At 55.4% G+C, this 18,113-nt stretch carries 16 protein-coding genes; 13 read left to right on the top strand and 3 right to left on the bottom strand.

Annotation, left to right across the window (positions count from 1 at the left end):
• The first annotated feature begins 216 nt into the window (after positions 1-216).
• From ENI00_RS14860 to ENI00_RS14815, 10 genes are all read left to right on the top strand, one after another.
• Entirely contained in the window at positions 217-1,194 is a 978-nt protein-coding gene (locus ENI00_RS14860; protein ID WP_304104091.1) for a TAXI family TRAP transporter solute-binding subunit, read from the top strand.
• 135 nt (positions 1,195-1,329) lie between these two features.
• Positions 1,330-3,924 (top strand): TRAP transporter permease, encoded by a 2,595-nt coding sequence (locus ENI00_RS14855; RefSeq protein WP_304104090.1) that lies wholly within the window; start codon positions 1,330-1,332, stop codon positions 3,922-3,924.
• Between the two features lie 11 nt (positions 3,925-3,935).
• The gene (locus tag ENI00_RS14850) at positions 3,936-4,364 is read left to right on the top strand and encodes a universal stress protein (protein WP_304104088.1); all 429 of its coding nucleotides are present in this window, start codon (positions 3,936-3,938) and stop codon (positions 4,362-4,364) included.
• A 257-nt stretch (positions 4,365-4,621) separates the two neighbouring features.
• Positions 4,622-5,965, top strand: coding sequence for a substrate-binding protein (locus ENI00_RS14845; protein WP_304104086.1), 1,344 nt, complete (start codon positions 4,622-4,624; stop codon positions 5,963-5,965).
• 127 nt (positions 5,966-6,092) lie between these two features.
• Complete coding sequence (locus ENI00_RS14840; RefSeq protein ID WP_304104085.1) at positions 6,093-7,127, top strand: branched-chain amino acid ABC transporter permease; 1,035 nt, start codon at positions 6,093-6,095, stop codon at positions 7,125-7,127.
• Positions 7,128-7,131: 4 nt separating this feature from the next.
• Entirely contained in the window at positions 7,132-8,367 is a 1,236-nt protein-coding gene (locus tag ENI00_RS14835) for a branched-chain amino acid ABC transporter permease (RefSeq protein WP_304104083.1), read from the top strand.
• A gap of 2 nt (positions 8,368-8,369) precedes the next feature.
• Positions 8,370-9,131, top strand: coding sequence for an ABC transporter ATP-binding protein (locus tag ENI00_RS14830; RefSeq protein WP_304104081.1), 762 nt, complete (start codon positions 8,370-8,372; stop codon positions 9,129-9,131).
• Positions 9,132-9,162: 31 nt separating this feature from the next.
• Positions 9,163-9,894, top strand: coding sequence for an ABC transporter ATP-binding protein (locus ENI00_RS14825; RefSeq protein ID WP_304104079.1), 732 nt, complete (start codon positions 9,163-9,165; stop codon positions 9,892-9,894).
• Positions 9,895-9,989: 95 nt separating this feature from the next.
• Positions 9,990-10,445, top strand: a complete 456-nt coding sequence (locus tag ENI00_RS14820) for a DUF4112 domain-containing protein (protein WP_304104077.1) — start codon at positions 9,990-9,992, stop codon at positions 10,443-10,445.
• Between the two features lie 28 nt (positions 10,446-10,473).
• Positions 10,474-11,121 carry a DsbA family oxidoreductase gene (locus ENI00_RS14815; protein ID WP_304104075.1) on the top strand — a complete coding sequence of 216 codons (648 nt, stop codon included), beginning with the start codon at positions 10,474-10,476 and terminating at the stop codon, positions 11,119-11,121.
• A 39-nt stretch (positions 11,122-11,160) separates the two neighbouring features.
• Here the strand turns inward: ENI00_RS14815 and ENI00_RS14810 are convergent, their stop codons facing one another.
• The 3 genes from ENI00_RS14810 to ENI00_RS14800 form a co-directional block, all read right to left on the bottom strand.
• Positions 11,161-12,126: a zinc-binding metallopeptidase family protein gene (locus ENI00_RS14810; RefSeq protein WP_304104073.1), complete on the bottom strand. Its 966-nt coding sequence runs from the start codon at positions 12,124-12,126 to the stop codon at positions 11,161-11,163.
• 78 nt (positions 12,127-12,204) lie between these two features.
• Positions 12,205-14,502, bottom strand: coding sequence for an FdhF/YdeP family oxidoreductase (locus tag ENI00_RS14805; protein WP_304104071.1), 2,298 nt, complete (start codon positions 14,500-14,502; stop codon positions 12,205-12,207).
• Positions 14,503-14,572: 70 nt separating this feature from the next.
• Positions 14,573-14,842, bottom strand: coding sequence for a hypothetical protein (locus ENI00_RS14800; RefSeq protein ID WP_304104070.1), 270 nt, complete (start codon positions 14,840-14,842; stop codon positions 14,573-14,575).
• A 178-nt stretch (positions 14,843-15,020) separates the two neighbouring features.
• Here ENI00_RS14800 and ENI00_RS14795 point away from each other — a divergent pair, with 178 nt between their 5' ends.
• From ENI00_RS14795 to ENI00_RS14785, 3 genes are all read left to right on the top strand, one after another.
• Complete coding sequence (locus tag ENI00_RS14795; protein WP_304104068.1) at positions 15,021-16,103, top strand: TRAP transporter substrate-binding protein; 1,083 nt, start codon at positions 15,021-15,023, stop codon at positions 16,101-16,103.
• 124 nt (positions 16,104-16,227) lie between these two features.
• Complete coding sequence (locus tag ENI00_RS14790) at positions 16,228-16,773, top strand: TRAP transporter small permease subunit (RefSeq protein ID WP_304104066.1); 546 nt, start codon at positions 16,228-16,230, stop codon at positions 16,771-16,773.
• Complete coding sequence (locus ENI00_RS14785; RefSeq protein WP_304104064.1) at positions 16,770-18,062, top strand: TRAP transporter large permease; 1,293 nt, start codon at positions 16,770-16,772, stop codon at positions 18,060-18,062. Before ENI00_RS14790 ends, ENI00_RS14785 begins: the two co-directional genes overlap by 4 nt.
• Positions 18,063-18,113 lie beyond the last annotated feature (51 nt).

Genomic DNA, 18,113 nt, shown 5'->3' with positions numbered 1-18,113 from the left:
GGGGCCTCTGAGTGTCAGGATCTGAAAATCAACCTTTACTTAACGTAGGTCCTGTCTAAACTGGAATTAAGGAAAAAACACCTCGTCAAACAGGCGTTTTTCCGCCAGTGAATTTTTTCGCTAAAGTTGTAAGAGAGGTCAAACTGTCGGTAAATCTGCCGGATGCAGCTCTTGCCGCCTTCTCTTGACCAAAATAACAATTATTGAGGTGTATTTATGAAACGCCATGCTTTATCCGCCGCATTCACCGGCACCCTGCTGAGTGTTGCCATGTTCGCCTCTCCGGCGATCGCGCAAGACAAAGAGCAGTTTATTACCATCGGCACCGGTGGACAGACAGGCGTTTACTATGTCGTCGGTCAGTCGATCTGTCGTCTGGTGAACCGTCTGGACGATGCCAATATCAAGTGTAATGCGCCGTCCACCGGTGGTTCAGTTGCCAACATTAATGGCATCAAGTCTGGCGAACTGGATATGGGCGTTGCTCAGTCTGATGTTCAATACCAGGCTTACAACGGCACCGGCAACTTTGAAGGCGACGCCTTTAAGGATCTGCGAGCTGTGTTCAGGGTCCATGGCGAGCCGTTGACCTTGCTGGCCCGTGCTGATTCCGGCATCGAAACTCTGGATGACCTCAAGGGTAAGCGCGTAAACATCGGTAACCCCGGCTCTGGACAGCGCAACACCATGCAAGTGGTGATGGACGCCAAGGGCTGGACCATGGATACGTTCTCTCTGGCTTCCCAGTTGGATGCCGCTGAGCAAGCTTCGGCGCTCTCTGATAACAACATCGATGCAATGGTCTATGTCGTTGGGCACCCCAACGGTTCGATTCAGGAAGCGACCACAACCGTTGATGCTCGCCTTATTCCGTTGAATGATAAGGACATTCAAGGAATCGTCAGCGAGTACCCATACTACAGTGCATCGGTCATTCCCGGTGGCTTGTACAAGGGGAACCCGGACGATGTTGAGACCTTCGGCGTGGCGGCGACTTTCGTGACCACGGCCAAGGCCGATGAAGAAGTTATTTACCAGACGGTCAAGGCGGTTTTCGACAATTTTGATCGCTTCAAGCGCCTGCACCCGGCCTTCGAGAACCTGGTTGCCGAGGATATGGCCACTCAGGGGCTTTCAGCGCCACTGCATAAGGGTGCCGCCCGCTACTATCGCGAGCGCGGTTGGATTGAGTGATCTGGTGTTGATGAACGTTACAACCAAGTGAATGATGCGCGGATGCTTACAAGTATCCGCGCATCGCGTTTGCGGTGTCGTTTTTTAGCGCAATAATATCAACAATAACCTGATCGACGGCGAATAGGGCTGAGTATGGCTGACGATACGACAAAACCTCGAGACTCGAGTGCCGATTTGGAGGACATGGTAGCCTCCAGTGATTCTGGGGCCCGCAAACCAGCAGGCATGCCCGGAAAACTTTTGGTGAGTATTGCGGCTGCATGGTCGCTCTTTCAATTGTGGATCGCGTCACCGTTGCCTTTTATGGTGGGTTTTGGCGTGTTCAACGCCACAGAAGCCCGCTCTATTCACTTGGCTTTCGCGCTTTTCCTCGCTTATATGGCTTACCCGGCATTCAAGCGTTCGCCCCGTGATCGCATTCCCATCCAGGATTGGGTGCTGGCCACAATGGCCGCCTTTTGTGGCGCCTACATGTTCATGTTCTACGAGCAACTGGCCCAACGCCCCGGTGCGCCGCTAACGCAGGACGTGATCATCGGTGTGGTGGGTATTGTGTTGCTGCTTGAGGCGACTCGCCGAGCGCTTGGGCCACCGTTGATGGTCGTGGCGTTGGTTTTTCTGATTTACAGCCTTGCCGGTCCCTGGATGCCCGGTATTCTCTCCCATGGCGGGGTCAGTCTTTATGGTCTGATCAATCACCAATGGTTAACGACCCAAGGTGTTTTTGGTATCGCGCTGGGGGTTTCAACCAGTTTTGTGTTCCTGTTTGTGTTGTTCGGTGCCCTGCTCGACAAGGCAGGGGCGGGTAACTACTTCATCAAGGTGGCTTTCTCGCTGCTTGGCCACTACCGGGGTGGGCCGGCCAAAGCTGCCGTGGTGGCGTCTGCTATGACCGGTCTGATTTCCGGCTCATCGATTGCCAACGTGGTTACCACGGGCACCTTCACCATTCCTATGATGAAACGCGTCGGCTTTTCCGCCGAAAAGGCCGGTGCCGTTGAGGTTGCGTCGTCGGTCAACGGTCAGATCATGCCGCCGGTTATGGGCGCGGCCGCCTTCCTGATGGTCGAGTATGTGGGTATTTCCTACGTCGATGTTATTAAACATGCCTTCCTGCCAGCGCTGATTTCCTATATCGCGTTGGTTTATATCGTTCACCTTGAGGCTCTCAAGGCCAACATGCAGGGTCTTGAAAGCGCCAATCCGGCCAAGCCGATGTTGAATAAGGTGATCGGCTTTCTCGGTGGGCTTCTGCTCATTATGGTTGTGGCTCTGGCCGTTTATTACGGCCTCGGTTGGCTCAAACCGATTCTTGGCGATGCGACGCCCTGGGTGATCGCCGTTGCGCTGGCAGTGATCTACATCGCGTTGCTCAAGCTGGCAGCCGGTTACCCTGAGCTCGAGATGGATGATCCCAATCAACCGATTTATTCGCTGCCGCAAACCAGGCCCACGGTTCTGGTAGGCCTGCAATACATCTTGCCGGTGGTTGTGCTGGTTTGGTGTTTGATGGTGGAACGTTTGTCGCCAGGGCTGTCGGCCTTTTGGGCCACGGTGTTCATGATTTTCATCATTCTTACCCAGCGCCCCATTACCTCGATCTTCCGCGGGCGCAGTGACATGCGCGCAGACCTGCGCGAAGGCGCCATGGATCTGTGGGTTGGCCTGGTTACCGGCGCCCGCAACATGATCGGCATCGGCATCGCGACAGCCACTGCTGGCATCATCGTCGGCGCTGTGTCGCAGACCGGGGTGGGATTGGTGCTGGCCGAGGTGGTAGAAATCCTCGCGATGGGGAACTTGCTGCTGATCCTGTTGCTTACCGCGGTGCTCAGCCTGATTCTTGGTATGGGCCTGCCCACGACGGCGAACTACATCGTGGTCTCGGCGTTGCTGGCACCGGTTATTGTTCAACTGGGGGCAGAGAACGGCTTGTTGGTGCCGTTGATCGCGGTGCACTTGTTTGTGTTCTACTTCGGCATCATGGCGGACGTTACGCCGCCGGTGGGGCTGGCGTCCTTTGCGGCGGCTGCGGTTTCCGGGGGCGATCCCATCCGGACGGGTTTTCAGGCTTTCTACTACAGCCTTCGTACCGCGGCGCTGCCGTTCCTGTTCATCTTCAATACCGATCTGTTGCTGATCAATGTAACCTTCCTTCAGGGCATCCTGATTTTCGTGGTGTCGACCATCGCCATGCTGATCTTCGCCGCGGGGACTCAGGGCTACATGATCACCCGCAACCGCTGGTACGAATCCGCCATGTTGCTACTGATTGCGTTCACGCTGTTCCGGCCCGGGTTCTGGATGGATATGATTCATGACCCCTATGAGTCCATGCCGCCTGCGCAATTTGTGGAGGCCCTGGGTGATGCCGATGCAGACTCCACCCTGCGCTTGCAGATTGCAGGTCGCGATGCCTACGGCGATCGTATGACGACCTACATGACCCTGCCAGTGCCGGATGGTGAGACCGGGCAGGAGCGGCTCGATAACCTGGGCATGGAGCTGTTGATCAAGGGTGATACCGCGATCGTTGACATGGTGGCCTATGGCAGCCAGGCGGCGGATCTTGGCTTCGACTTTGACCAGGAAATCATCGAGGTGCTGGCGCCTGTCGACCGCTGGACCAAGGAACTGATGTGGATTCCCGCCTTCCTGATATTCGGACTGATCGTGGTGATGCAGCGTCGACGTCGTGAGCCGACGGCGGTTACCGCCACTGCCTGAAGGAGATTGCCATGTACAGCAAGATCATGTTGCCAGTGGACCTCAACGAGGAGGCGTCCTGGTCGAAGGCGCTTCCCACGGCTTTGGCGCTGTGCAGAAGTTTCGACGCTTCGTTGCATTTGGTCACGGTTCTGCCGGACTACAGCATGCCCATTGTGGGGTCGTATTTCCCCAAGGGTTTCGCCAAAAAGGCCCGTGAGGCGATAGCGAAAGCCCAGCGTGCTTTCATCAACGCGAACGTGCCCGAGGACGTTCGCACGCAGAGCGTCATTGTTGATGGCTCACCCTGGGAGGCGATCATCAACGCGGCCAAGAAAATCGAGGTTGACCTGATCGTCATGGCGTCCCACAACAAGCTCAAGTTCGCGGATTATGTGCTGGGCCCCAACGCCGAGCATGTGGTGCATCATGCCAAGGTGTCGGTCATGATTGTGCGCTGAAGGGCTTTTGGCCGACTTTCAACCTCTCCGATAAAGCAACACCCCCAGCTTTGAGCTGGGGGTGTTGTCGTTCCTCTTCGCTTTGTTGTTCACCCCCGTCCCCAAGCACTAAGTATTAGACATTAGTTGTAACTTTGATGAACTTTCATTGCTTAATTGGCTGACCTCTGGAAAGTTAGAGTTGTGAGCGCGCCTGTCCAAAAAGTAATCAAGGGTGTTCAGCGACTAAAAAACAAGAACAATTCCGGGAGAACCACATGTCTGATTATTATCTGAACCGCCGAAAGTTCCTTCAAGGCAGCGCTGTTTTAGGTGCTGGACTTGTCGCTCCAACGATCTTTTCCAGAGCCGCCAGTGCGTACACCAATGAACCGGGCAAAGGCAGCGTAGTACTTGGGTTCAACGTTCCTCAATCCGGCCCTTATGCGGACGAGGGTGCCGATGAATTGCGCGCCTACAAACTGGCCGTCAAGCATCTCAATGGCGAAGGCGACGGGGGCATGCTGGGTACGTTTTCATCACAAACGCTCAAAGGTACCGGTATTCTCGGCCGCAAGGTCGAATACGTGACTGGCGACACTCAAACCAAATCGGACGCCGCTCGTGCGTCTGCCCGTGCAATGATTGAAAAAGACGGTGCCATCATGATTACCGGGGGTTCTTCGTCCGGGGTTGCGGTTGCTGTGCAGTCGTTGTGTCAGGATGCCGGCGTCATCTTCATGGCTGGCCTGACGCATTCCAACGACACGACTGGCAAAGATAAAAAAGCCAACGGCTTTCGCCATTTCTTTAACGCCTACATGTCGGCGGCGGCGCTGGCACCGGTGTTGTCGCAACACTACGGGAACGACCGTAAAGCCTACCACCTGACAGCGGACTACACCTGGGGCTGGACGATGGAGGAGTCGATGATTGCCTCGACTGAGGCGCTCGGGTGGGAAACGGTGAATACCGTTCGCACGCCTCTGTCGGCAACGGACTTTTCGTCTTATATTGCGCCAGTCACCAATTCGGGGGCGGATGTTCTGGTTCTGAATCACTATGGCTCCAACATGGTGAATTCACTGACCAACGCGGTTCAGTTCGGTTTGCGCGAGAAAATGGTCAACGGTAAGCAATTTGAAATTGTTGTTCCGCTGTATTCCCGCCTCATGGCCCGTGGTGCCGGTAAAAACGTAAAGGGCATTTTCGGATCCACTAACTGGCACTGGTCGCTGCAGGACGACGCTTCGAAGGCGTTTGTCGCATCCTACGGCAAAGAGTACGGCCAGCCCCCTTCACAGGCAGCACATACGTGCTATGTGCAAACTCTGCTATACGCTGATGCCGCAGAGCGCGCGGGCAGCTTTAACCCGTGTGCCATCGGAGAGGCGCTTGAAGGCTTTGAGTTTGACGGACTGGGCAATGGCAAAACGCTCTATCGCGCCGCCGACCATCAGTGCTTCAAAGATGTGCTCGTGGTTCGCGGTAAGGAGAACCCAACGTCGGAGTTCGACTTGCTGGAAGTGGTCAACATCACGCCTGTAGAGCAGGTCATTTACGAACCCAACCATCCGATGTTCGCGGGTGGCTCACTCGGTAAGTGTAATCCGGGCGTCTGACCAAAGCGCTTGGCTACTACCTCTGTGAAGAAGTGCATCGGCCCCGCGGGTTGATGCACTTCCGTCAGTCAGATCTGAATATGCCTGTTGCACTTCAGGTGCCTGTTATCAGACAAGGTAAATACCGATGGATGCCATCCTTCTGCAAGTACTGAATGGGCTGGATAAAGGCAGTGCCTATGCTCTGATCGCATTAGGGCTAACCCTGATATTTGGTACTCTGGGCGTGGTGAATTTCGCCCACGGCGCGTTGTTCATGATTGGCGCGTTCTGTACCGTCACCTTCAACAACTTATTATCGTTCGAGAGAGTCACGCTTTCCGCGACCGAGCTGAGCCCCTGGGGCACACCACTGGAAATTCACGTTCCTTACGTTGAACTCTGGTTCGGCGATTTTGGCGCAACGATGATCGATTACTCCGTGTTCTGGTCCCTGCTGTTTGCCATCCCGGTGATGCTGCTCATTGGCATTGTGATGGAGAGGGGGCTGATCAAACACTTCTATAAACGACCTCACGCCGATCAGATCCTGGTGACCTTCGGGTTGGCCATTGTGCTGCAGGAGGTTATCAAATCGGTTTATGGGGCAAACCCCATTCCCCAGCCGGCACCGGCCGCGTTTGTCGGCTCCATTGATGTCGGGGTCTGGATCGGTATGGCGGAGAACTCTGTTATCTACCCGATCTGGCGGCTGGTTTACTTTCTGTTTGCGGGAGTCATTATCGGAGGTATCTTCGCTTTTTTGCGCTACACCACATTCGGCATGGTGGTGCGGGCCGGCATGGCTGATCGGGAAACCGTCGGTTTGCTGGGCATCGACATCGACAAGCGGTTTACGGCGATGTTTGGTCTGGCCGCCGTGGTGACCGGTATGGCGGGCGTGATGTACACCCCGATTCTGTCGCCGAACTACCACATGGGCATGGATTTTCTGGTGCTGTGTTTTGTGGTTGTGGTCGTGGGCGGCATGGGGTCACTGACCGGTGCGGTGGCGGCAGGTTTTCTGCTCGGCATTTTGCAGAGTTTCGCGTCTATGCCGGAGGTGAAGGACTTCCTATTCGGGTTCTCCATCGATCAGGTCATTATTTACTTGGTGGCAGTCATCATCCTGCTGATCCGTCCCCGTGGACTCATGGGGCGCAAAGGCGTCATGGAGACTTGATGTCATGCTGAAAACATTCCGTACCAGCGATAGGACTCTGATGGTCCTGTTCACTATTTTCGTGCTTGCCGCGCCGCTGATCATGGCGCCGCTTGGGGCAGGTTACCCTGACCTGATGCAACGTTTCGCCATTTACGGCATCTTTGCGATTGGCTTTAACATTCTGTTCGGGCTGACCGGTTATCTGTCGTTTGGTCACGCGGCGTTTTTGGGCGTCGGCAGCTATTCTGCGGTCTGGATGCTCAAGCTGCTCAGCATCAACATCGTGCCTGCCATCATTTTTGCTGTGGTGGTGTCGGGCTTGTTCGCGTTGTTGATTGGTTTCATCTCGTTGCGGCGGTCCGGGATCTACTTTTCTATCCTGACCCTGGCGTTCGCCCAGATGTCTTATAATCTGGCGTACTCGGTACTGACCCCCATCACCAATGGCGAAACCGGTCTGCAACTTGACCTGACCGACCCCCGCATCCTGGATACCGTCAACGAGACCAGTCAGGTGGCATCGCCATCCTTTCTTGGGCTTGAGATGGGAGATACGGCGGTGGTGCAATTTCTCGGAATGGATTTGCAGTTTAACGTCGGGTTTTATATCAGCGCGCTGATTTTGATTGGCATGTTCTACCTCTCGTTGCGCATATTCCGGTCGCCGTTCGGGATGATTCTGCGGGCGGTGAAAAGCAATCAGACCCGTCTGAACTACACGGGTTTCAATTCGCGGCCCTACACACTGACGGCGTTTGTGATCTCCGGCATGTATGCGGGTCTGGCGGGTGCCTTACTGGTGTGCATGGACCCGCTCGCAGGCGCAGATCGCATGCAGTGGACCGCCTCCGGCGAAGTGGTTCTGATGACCATTATGGGGGGCGCCGGGACGTTGATTGGACCGGTGCTCGGGGCCGGCATCATCAAGTACTTTGAGAACATCTTCAGCCGCATCAATGAATCGGTGGTCGAGGGCTGGTTCTCGGCGTTGCCTGATGGGGTGACGGATTTTCTTACCGCCGTGGTGTCGCCATTTTTAGGCAGCGGCTGGCACATCTCGCTGGGGTTGATCTTCATGCTGGTGGTGATCTTTCTGCCGGGCGGCCTGGTGGAGGGGGCCAGCCGGATTATGAATCTCGTCAGGCGGTTGTCGCAGACCCGTAAAACCACGTCATCTCCGAGTGTCGCCCGTCCTCTGGGTGACGATGAGTCGCCAGAGGAACCGCCGCCCGGTTCCGTCAACACGAGGGAGTCTTAGCCGTGGGGATACTCGAAGTAAAAGGCGTTAACAAGCGGTTTGGCGGTCTTCTGGCGCTGGATGATGTCAATCTGTCGATTCAGCAAAACACCGTTCATGCCATTATCGGACCCAACGGCGCGGGCAAGTCCACGTTGCTGAACTGCTTTATTGGCAAGCTTCTGCCAGACAGTGGCACGGTCAAATTTGACAATAGCAGCCTGATTGGTCTGAAGCCTTTTCAGATCAATCAGGCTGGCATTAGCCGCGTTTTTCAGACACCGGAGGTGTTTGCCGACTTAAGCATTCTGGAAAATGTGATGATTCCGGCCTTCGCTCATCGCGACGGTGCCTTTCACCTCGCGCCCTTCAGGTCACTGGCGAAGGAAACCGCCATACGTGAGCAAGCCGAGAAAATACTGCAGGATGTGGGGTTGGTTGATGAACGTCACCAGTTGGCGTCTGCCATGTCCCGGGGCAACAAGCGAAGGCTGGAGATGGCTATGTGCCTGGTTCAGCAGCCCAAATTGCTGTTGCTGGACGAGCCCACGGCGGGTATGGCTCGGGCTGACACCAACAACACCATTGATTTGCTGAAATCCATCAATGAGGCCCACAACATTACGTTCGTAGTGATTGAGCATGATATGCACGTTGTGTTCAGCCTGGCTGACCGAATCAGCGTGCTGTCACAGGGGCACGTGATTGTTGAGGACCATCCCTCTAACATCAAGGGCCACCCCAAAGTTCAGGAAGCCTATCTGGGCACCGCAGAGACACAATGAGGCTACGGGCATAATGAAAGAAAAACCCAACATGAATGCCACGCATGCATCGTCCGAGCCCGCCTTTTTTTCGGTTTGGGATCTGCATGCCTATTACGGGGAAAGTTACATCGTTCAGGGCGTGACGATGAATATCCATGAGGGGGAAATTCTCGCGTTGCTTGGACGTAACGGGGCCGGGAAAACCTCGACCCTGCGCGCCATCGCCCGGGTAGATTCGCCGGCGGTTACCCATGGTGAAATCTGGCTGGATCATCAACCTCTGCACACCATGAAGGCGTATCAGGCGGCCCAGAGTGGGCTGTCTCTGGTTCCCGAAGATCGGCGTATTATTTCAGGCCTGAGCGTTTTGGAAAACCTGAAGTTGGCTCAGTTGGCGCCGTCTCCTGGCTGGTCTATTGATCGTATCTTCGAGCTGTTTCCACGCTTGGGAGAACGGCGTAACCAGGAGGGCACCACCTTGTCGGGCGGCGAACAGCAAATGCTGGCGATCGGCCGGGCACTGGCGCGGAATATCAAGCTTTTGCTGCTGGACGAGCCCTACGAAGGGCTGGCGCCAATCATTGTGCAGGAAATCGAGCGCACGCTGAAAGAAATCAAGGCGCTGGGGATGACCACCGTAATCGTCGAGCAAAACGCGATTGCGGCGCTGAAGCTGGCGGACCGGGCGGTCATTCTGGAGTCCGGTCAGGTCGTGTTTGACGGCCTGGCGAGTGAGGTTCTGGAGGACGAGCAGCTTCGCCAGACCTATCTTGCCATTTGAGGGTGAATCACTCGAAAATCCTGACAAATCTATTTCTTGATAACCTCCAACTAAAGGCTTCATGTAGAATGCGCTGAGCTGGTAAAGGAGGTTAAGTGAAAATTACCACCAAAGCCCAACAACAGGCGGTACTCAAACGTCTGGATAAGTTCAGTCGCTTTACCGACAGCAGCATCGGTATTCCGTTTACTAAATTCCAGATCGGGGCTGAAGCCGTTATCGGCCTGGTGCCGGTGGTTGGAGACATGGCAGGCCTGTTGCTGTCCGGTTATGTGTTGGTCGAGGCTCAGCGGGCTGGCGCCAGCAAGGATGTGAAGCTGCTTATGCTGCGCAATATGGGCATCGATTTTGTCGGTGGCCTGTTGCCGGTAGTGGGGGATGCCTTCGATGCCATTTACAAGGCGAATACCCGCAATACTCGATTGTTGAGAAATTATCTGGAAAAACAGCTCGCTGTAGAACCGCCTCCGCCACCCTTTCCCTGGAAGACCCTGATCGGCTTATCGGTTTTGCTCGCCGTCATAACGGCTGGTTTAATATTGCTTCTTTAGGCCATTCAAAAAATTGACAGGACCCATCATGCACAAAATACAGATCGATATCGTTTCCGACATTGCCTGCCCATGGTGTGCCATTGGCTATGCCCGCCTCGAGCGAGCCATGGCGCAGTTGGTACCAGATTATGAGTTCACCGTTGAGTGGCACGCGTTTGAATTGAACCCGGATCACAGCGGGGAAGGAGAGCCGATTCTGCCTGCCCTGGCCCGGAAGTATGGGCGGAGTGAGGAGGAGATGAAGGCTTCTCAGGGTCAGATGATGACGATTGCGAAGGATCTCGGTATCAACTTCGAGAAACTGCAGGAGCGATTAACCTGCAATACGTTTGATGCCCATCGGCTTGTTAAATGGGCCGGTGAGCAGGGTGTGCAGACCGGTATGAAACAGGCGCTGTTCGAGGCCTATTTCGGCAGGGCAGACGACGTTTCCAACCGCGACGTTCTTGTGCAATGCGTCGAAGCTATGGGGCTGGATCCGGAAAAAGCCAGAGATGTTCTGGATTCCGATCAGTACGCTCATGCCGTGCGCGAAGATGAAGCCAGATACCAACAGGCCGGGGTGACGGCGGTTCCGGCGTTTATTATCAACAACAAGTACCTTGTTTCCGGCGCACAAGAGCCGGATGCCCTGGTGCAGACGTTTCAGGAAATTGGCGCAAAAACCGACTGAACCTGAACCATGGAGGGCTCAGCCGGTTAGCCCAATGCACTAAAGTCCCTGAGCTCCGCGCCGCAGCCAGTCGTTCACGAAGGCAAGTTTGCGGCGAGCGACATCCGATAACACGAAGGGATAGAGATCTTCGAGTCCCATTGAGCGGTTGATGTGGTTGATGCCGGGAACGAGGGAGACGGCAACACGGATCAGGTGCTCGGTATCGGTTTCCCTGTAGGGGTCCCAGTTTTGGTGCGGCAACTCCGGTGCGGACAGGCCTGCCGCAACAAAACTGTCGGTGATATCGGTCAGGTGCAGCAAGTGCGCGGTGGTTTCGGCCCAATCCTCATGGGGGTGCGCAGAGGCGTAGCTGGTCAGAAAGCTCAGGGTCCAGCCAGGTGGTGGGCCCTCTTGATAATATTTTTGGAGCGCAGCGGGATAGTCTGCCCGTTCGTCGCCGAACATGGCTCGGAAGGCCTCCAGAAAATCTTCCCGCAGGCTGAGGCGCCACCAGAGCATGTGGGCGATCTCGTGCCGCATGTGGCCGATCATGGTGCGATAAGGTTCTGCTAGCGCTTCCCGGCGAGTGACGCGTAAAACCGGATCTACCTCGGCCACGCTGATGGTTACCTTGCCCTGAACATGCCCCATGGGCACAGGCGTTGCCCCCTCGGCAAGCATGTGGAAAACCGGCGGCGCGCCTGGGTCCTCCGGCCGGAACCAATGCCAGCGGCCCAGATTGTCCAGTACCCAGCGTTTGGCGGCTTCTGTTTGCGCCCAGTTGGGGATAGCGTTGGGAATGGATGGGTCTGGCGCGAGTTCAGTCATGGCACAGGACCGACAAAATGCGCCTTGCTCGGGAGCAATCCAGTTACAACCGATGATGTCACGGTTGGCGCAAAAAGGCGGCATGGGCACAAACTCCCGCGCCTGCGGGTCGTAAGCGACGGGGGTTCCTTCGGCTGTCGTCAGGTTGTCAAACCAAAGCGAACCTGAGCCTACCGGGTTAGCAAAAACACGCATGGGCCAAGATCTCCAAAATTGCGGCAGTGCGCCGCTCCTAAAATGTTCGCCCGATACTTCTCCTATACCGACTCTATGTCAAATGGCCGGTTCGTCCGGTTCCCGCTCAATGCGAACCGGAACAGACTTGGATCCAGGTGTTTTTGATAGCTGATCGTGGTGGCTCACCGGCACCAACACATTGCACTCCGGATAGTAAGACGCCACCGTTCCTACCGGAATCCGGTAAGGCGTGAGCACCAAGCCCCCAAGGCGGCGATCCACCCCGTCGTCCAGATCCGTAATCATCTGCACACGATCGCCCACGGACAATCCCGCACGTTCAATATCATCAGGGTTCATCAACAGCACATCCCGCGTTCCTTCAATGCCATGAAAACGATCGGAGTAGCCATAGATGGTGGTGTTGAACTGATCGTTTGAGCGCATGGTGAGCAGGCTGTAACGGCCGGGTTTTGTGTCGAATCCCAGCGACGTCAGCCGCTCTGGTGTGGTGAACAGTGCCTTTTTTTCCGGTGTTTTCCATATGCGCTCGTGGGCCGCGATGCCCCGATAGAAGCCGCCTGGCTCGAACATCCGTTTGTTAAACTCTCCGAAATCGTCGGGATAGGTTTGTTCGATAAGATCCCGCACCAGTGAGTAGTCTGCGGTCCACTCTTCCCATTTCACATTCGGATTGTCTGGCAGCAGCGCCCTGGCGATACCGGTTACGATGGCGAGCTCGCTTTTCAGGTGTTCTGATGCGGGCGACCGATGGCCGGTGGACCCGCTGATCATCGAAAAGCTGTCTTCGGTGGAAACCGCTTGCGGCCCGCTGGCCTGTTCGTCCACTTCGGCACGGCCAAGGCAGGGCAGTATATAGGCCGACTTGCCGGGGAAAACATGACTGCGATTAAGCTTGGTAGACACCATTACCGTCAGGTTCTGTTGCGCCCAGCTTTCTTCCATGCGGCGCTGGTCTGGCACAGCACGCAACAGGTTGCCGCCAAGACAGATGCTCGCCTTGACTGAGCCTGCGATCAAACCCTCAACCATTTCGACAATATTTACGCCATCCTTTAACGGCGGATTAAAATCAAAAAGTTGCCGCAGTTTGTCCATGGGAATGAGGCTGGCCTTTTCCGCGATGCCCACGGTGCGTTGCCCCTGAACGTTGGAGTGCCCGCGAACCGGGCAAACGCCCGCGCCAAGCCGGCCAATATTGCCTCGGAGCATCAACAAGTTGACGAGCATGCCCACATTAACCGAGCCGTGGGTATGCTGGGTTAGCCCCATACCGTAGACACCGATCACGCGCTCCGCCTTCATGTATACGTCGGCGGCGTCGAGCAGCGCTTGTCGGGTCAGACCGCTACCGGCTTCGATATGGTTCCACTGGGCGGCCTCAACCGAGCTTAAGAAACTGTCGAACCCCTGGGTGTGCTCATCAATGAAGGCCACATCAATGATGCGTTTGCTGCCATTGCGCTGGGCGGCTTTGTCCGCCTCAATCACATGCTTGCAGATGCCCATAATGGCCGCCACATCGCCGCCGGAGCTCAGTTGGTGATACTGATCGGAAATCTTGGTCTGCCGCCCCGTGGTCATATCAATCGGGTTTTGAGGATCTACAAAAGCCACCAACCCCTGTTCGATAATCGGGTTAAAGGTGACGATTTTACCGCCGCGCTTCTTGGCGTCTCTTAGCGGGTGAAGAAAACGCGGGCTGTTGGTGCCGGGGTTTTGGCCAAAGAAGAAAAACGCATCCGCCTGTTCCAGGTCTTCCCAGATAATGGTGCCAACCGGAGAACCAATCACTTTGCTCAGGCCCACAGAGGTGGTTTCGTGGCACATATTCGAGCTCTGCGGCAGGTTATTGTTGCCGTGCAGCCTGGCCATCAATGCGTAGAGATAGGAGGCTTCAAGCCCCGCGTGACCGGAGGCATAAAAAACCGCGCTTTCCGGGTCGAGAGCGTTGAGGTTCGCCGCAATGTCTTTGAACGCCGATTCCCAATCGACTTCTTCATAGCGATCGCTTTGCGGGTTATAGCGCAGAGGGTGGGTGAGCCTGCCGGTCTTCTCCAGCTCATGATCTGTCCATGTGCGCAGCTGTTGCACGGTGTGCGTCTCCCAGAACGCGGGCGTGCAGCGGTCTCTCGTTAATTCCCACATCACCGCTTTCGCGCCGTTTTCGCAGAACTCAAACGCGCTGTAGTTCTTGGGCTTTGGCCAGGCACACGAGGGGCACATAAGGCCGCCAGGCTTGTTCATCCGGCGCAGCGTGTCCACCGCGGAGGGCGATGCAGACGATTCGATAGAAATACTGGCGATGCCTTTCAGAGACCCCCAGCCACCCGCCGGACCCTTGCCTTCAACGATGTCATCTTTATTGCTCATGTGCAGTTCCTCAGCTCACGCCTGAGCTATGACCAATGTCGCGATGTTCGGATTATAACGCGTTCCCGGCTCAGAATTCGATAAACCGGGGGGCTAGCATCAGCGCAATGCCAATACCGACGATGGCAAGGGTATTGGTGACAAGGTATGGATAGAGTATGAGGGCGATACCGCAGTAACGAGCAACCAGGTTCGACTGCTTTCGCCCGTATATAAAATAGCCCATGCCTATGGAGCTGAAAATCAGCCCCCAGATCAGGTTAGCGGTTTCCATAACGTGCATGCCTCCGGTTGACTCCCCACCCGGGAGTTCAACGAGCTTACCAAAGGTCTGCTTCATTGGCTTGCGATGACACTCCGGCTCGGGTACGTAAGTATTTACCGCAACATCCTTGCGTAGTATCGCCCCACAAATTGGTTAGTTAAGCGGATAAAAAATCACCTGTTGACCTGTCACTCTTTTCGACACGCTCAAAACGGGCGTCATTCCTAAAAACAAACACAACAGGAATAACACCATGAAGAAAGTCATAAAGGCGGCAGCGATTGCCGCCGTATTGTCCACCGCACTCTTCGCGTCTTTTTCTCACGCGGCCGAGAAGGTCTACACGCTCAAGCTGGCGGAGACCTGGGGTCCGAACTTCCCGATTTTTGGAGACACCACCAAAAATATGGCGGCAATGGCAGAAAAAATGTCCAATGGCCGCCTGAAAATCCGCATTGATTCTGCGAATCGTCATAAAGCACCTTTCGGTGTGTTTGATATGGTGAAAGCCGGCCAGTACGACATGGGCCACTCCGCGTCCTACTACTGGAAAGGCAAGGTCCCCAATACCCTGTATTTCACCAGTATGCCCTTTGGTATGAACGCCCAGGAACAGTGGGCCTGGTTCTATGAGGGCGATGGCATGAAGCTGATGCAGGAGGTTTACGAGCCCCACAATATGCTGTCGTTCCCGGGTGGTAACACCGGAAATCAGATGGGTGGCTGGTTCCGCAAAGAAATCAAAACGCTGGACGATCTTCAGGGTCTGAAAATGCGAATCCCCGGGTTTGCAGGTGAGGTCTTTGCGGAAGTGGGCGTTAACCCGACTAATATTGCCCCGGGCGAGCTTTACACCGCACTTGAGCGCAATACCATTGATGCCGTTGAGTGGGTTGGCCCGGCTCTGGATCTTCGCCTTGGCTTCCAGCAGATCGCGGACTATTACTACACCGGTTGGCACGAGCCCGCCACTGAGTTGCAGTTCCTCGTGAATAAAGACGTGTGGGAAAAACTGCCGGCGGATCTGCAAGAAATCCTGCGGGTATCCATGCGCACTGCGTCCTACGACATGCTGACCCAGTCTGTGGATGCCAACGCAGACGCATGGGCTACCATTCGCGAGAAATATCCGAATGTACAGATCAAAACGTTCCCGGATGACATCTTTAAAGCCATGGTGGCGGCTAACGAGAAGGTTCTGAAGGAGTATTCCAAAGGAAACGAGCAAGGGCAGCGCATTATCAAGTCGCAGCAGGATTACCTGAAGAAGGTACGTGCCTACACCAACATTTCCGAGCGCGCCTACCTCGACACTATGGCCAAGCTGGAAGAATAGGTTTCCCCATCCCCCGTTAGTTAAATGCCGGGCCTTCGCAAGAAGCCCGGCCCCCGAATGCTTTTCAAAAACTCATATCCAATCCTGACCGGTCCGAAGTATAGCTTCGGCAAGAGGAACTCCAATGCGTTGGTTGATTGCTGTGGACAATGGGCTGGGAGCCCTCTCAAAAGCCTGTGGCTGGGTCGCAAGCGTGGCCTTCACCCTGATGGTGCTTAACGTCTTTTACGATGTGCTTGCGCGCTATGCGTTTAACGAAGTATCCATTGGGATGCAGGAAATGGAGTGGCACTTATACGCCGTGGTTTTCCTCATGGGCATTCCTTATGCCATGAGAACGGATGGTCACGTGCGCGTGGACGTTTTCTACGCCGGCCGCAGCGAGACGTTTAAAGCCTGGGTGAATCTCATCGGCGCGCTCTTTTTTGCGCTTCCTATCGCCGGCCTTATCACATGGATGGGGTGGGACTATATGCTCGAATCCTATCAGATGGGCGAGGGCAGCGGTGATCCGGGCGGCCTGCCCTATCGATTTATCATCAAGGGTCTGATTTCTTTTTCGACGTTCTTTTTGGCCGTTGCCAGTCTTGGTATGGCGACCTTTGCACTGCGAGTGCTTGGCAAAGACGCAAGCTACGAAGACCAGGTTGGCGCAGGAGGTCTGGCATGATCGGCATGATAATGTTCGTAGTTTGCCTTTTTATGCTGCTGTGGGGCTTTCCGGTTGCCTTTACCTTTGGCGGCGTTGCCCTGATCTTTGGCCTTATTGCCGAAGGCCCGCAACTGTTTGCGTTTATGCCGTTCCGCATTATGAGCATCATGCAGAACACAGTGCTGATGGCGATACCTTTGTTCATCTACATGGGCATTGTGCTTCAGCGCACCCGCCTGGCTGAGCAGTTGCTGGAATCCATGGGGCGTTTGTTTGGCAGCCTGCCCGGCGGCCTCGCGATCTCCACGATCGTGGTTGGTGCGCTGTTGGCGGCGTCGACCGGTGTGGTGGGGGCCAGCGTTGTTGCCATGGGTTTGATCTCCCTGCCGGTCATGCTGGCGAACGGTTATGACAAAAAGCTTGCCTGCGGCACTATTTGCGCGTCAGGCACGTTGGGGCAGATTGTTCCGCCGTCGATTATTCTGATTATTCTCGGAGACGTTCTCGGCTTGCCGGTGGGGGATCTGTTCAAGGCGGCGGTGATCCCGGGTGTTGTGTTGGTCGGGTTGTATGTCGCCTACATTTTGTTTGTCAGCTGGCGGTCGCCGGAATCGGCACCGGCCATGCCGCGAAACAACGATGACACGCGAACCCAGGAAATAGGCAAAGCGCTGATAGCGATTATCCCGCCGCTGGCGCTGATTGTGGTGGTGCTGGGCTCAATCTTTGCCGGTATTGCGACGCCGACGGAGTCTTCTGCGCTGGGTGCCGTTGGCGCTCTGTTGCTGGCAGTGGCCTATCGGCAGTTCTCCTGGACGATGCTGTGGGAGAGCTCCCGGGATACGGTCAAGGTGACGGCGATGGTGTTCGCTATTCTGGTGGGGGCCACGGCGTTCTCGATGGTGTTCAGCTACACAGGCGGTGATTACCTGCTGGAAGACTGGATGCTGCAGTTGCCGGGCGAGAAGTGGGGCTTTCTCATCCTCACCATGCTCATCATTCTGGTGCTGGGCTTCTTCATCGACTTTGTTGAAATCTCATTCATCATTGTGCCGATTCTGGCTCCGATCGCGGAAATGCTGGGCATCAACATGCTCTGGTTTGCGATCCTGATTGCCATGAACCTGCAGACCAGCTTCCTGACCCCGCCGTTCGGATTCAGTCTGTTTTATCTCAAAGGCGTATCACCGCCGGAGGTCAAAACCACCGACATATACCGCGGTGTCATGCCGTTCATAATGCTGCAGGTGCTTGTGCTGATCGCCATTCTGATCTTCCCGGCGTTCTTTGGTATGTCATCGACATGAGAATGCCGTAAATTGAGAGCCTGGCAGGCGTGACGAGTCTGTTCGTCACGC

Origin of the sequence: Marinobacter antarcticus (genome assembly GCF_011049865.1) — a bacterium.
Classification (GTDB): domain Bacteria; phylum Pseudomonadota; class Gammaproteobacteria; order Pseudomonadales; family Oleiphilaceae; genus Marinobacter; species Marinobacter antarcticus_A.
The sequence above is the reverse complement of the archived record's forward strand: the minus strand, read 5'-3'. Positions and strand labels throughout refer to the sequence as shown.

Excerpts from the sequence above, each read along its gene's own strand:
- ENI00_RS14795 (WP_304104068.1), top strand. The coding sequence starts at position 15,021 with ATGAAGAAAGTCATAAAGGCGGCAGCGATTGCCGCCGTATTGTCCACC.
- ENI00_RS14860 (WP_304104091.1), top strand. The coding sequence starts at position 217 with ATGAAACGCCATGCTTTATCCGCCGCATTCACCGGCACCCTGCTGAGT.
- ENI00_RS14850 (WP_304104088.1), top strand. The coding sequence starts at position 3,936 with ATGTACAGCAAGATCATGTTGCCAGTGGACCTCAACGAGGAGGCGTCC.
- ENI00_RS14835 (WP_304104083.1), top strand. The coding sequence starts at position 7,132 with ATGCTGAAAACATTCCGTACCAGCGATAGGACTCTGATGGTCCTGTTC.
- ENI00_RS14790 (WP_304104066.1), top strand. The coding sequence starts at position 16,228 with ATGCGTTGGTTGATTGCTGTGGACAATGGGCTGGGAGCCCTCTCAAAA.
- ENI00_RS14815 (WP_304104075.1), top strand. The coding sequence starts at position 10,474 with ATGCACAAAATACAGATCGATATCGTTTCCGACATTGCCTGCCCATGG.
- ENI00_RS14840 (WP_304104085.1), top strand. The coding sequence starts at position 6,093 with ATGGATGCCATCCTTCTGCAAGTACTGAATGGGCTGGATAAAGGCAGT.
- ENI00_RS14800 (WP_304104070.1), bottom strand. The coding sequence starts at position 14,842 with ATGAAGCAGACCTTTGGTAAGCTCGTTGAACTCCCGGGTGGGGAGTCA.
- ENI00_RS14845 (WP_304104086.1), top strand. The coding sequence starts at position 4,622 with ATGTCTGATTATTATCTGAACCGCCGAAAGTTCCTTCAAGGCAGCGCT.
- ENI00_RS14855 (WP_304104090.1), top strand. The coding sequence starts at position 1,330 with ATGGCTGACGATACGACAAAACCTCGAGACTCGAGTGCCGATTTGGAG.
- ENI00_RS14810 (WP_304104073.1), bottom strand. The coding sequence starts at position 12,126 with ATGCGTGTTTTTGCTAACCCGGTAGGCTCAGGTTCGCTTTGGTTTGAC.
- ENI00_RS14785 (WP_304104064.1), top strand. The coding sequence starts at position 16,770 with ATGATCGGCATGATAATGTTCGTAGTTTGCCTTTTTATGCTGCTGTGG.
- ENI00_RS14825 (WP_304104079.1), top strand. The coding sequence starts at position 9,163 with ATGAATGCCACGCATGCATCGTCCGAGCCCGCCTTTTTTTCGGTTTGG.
- ENI00_RS14805 (WP_304104071.1), bottom strand. The coding sequence starts at position 14,502 with ATGAGCAATAAAGATGACATCGTTGAAGGCAAGGGTCCGGCGGGTGGC.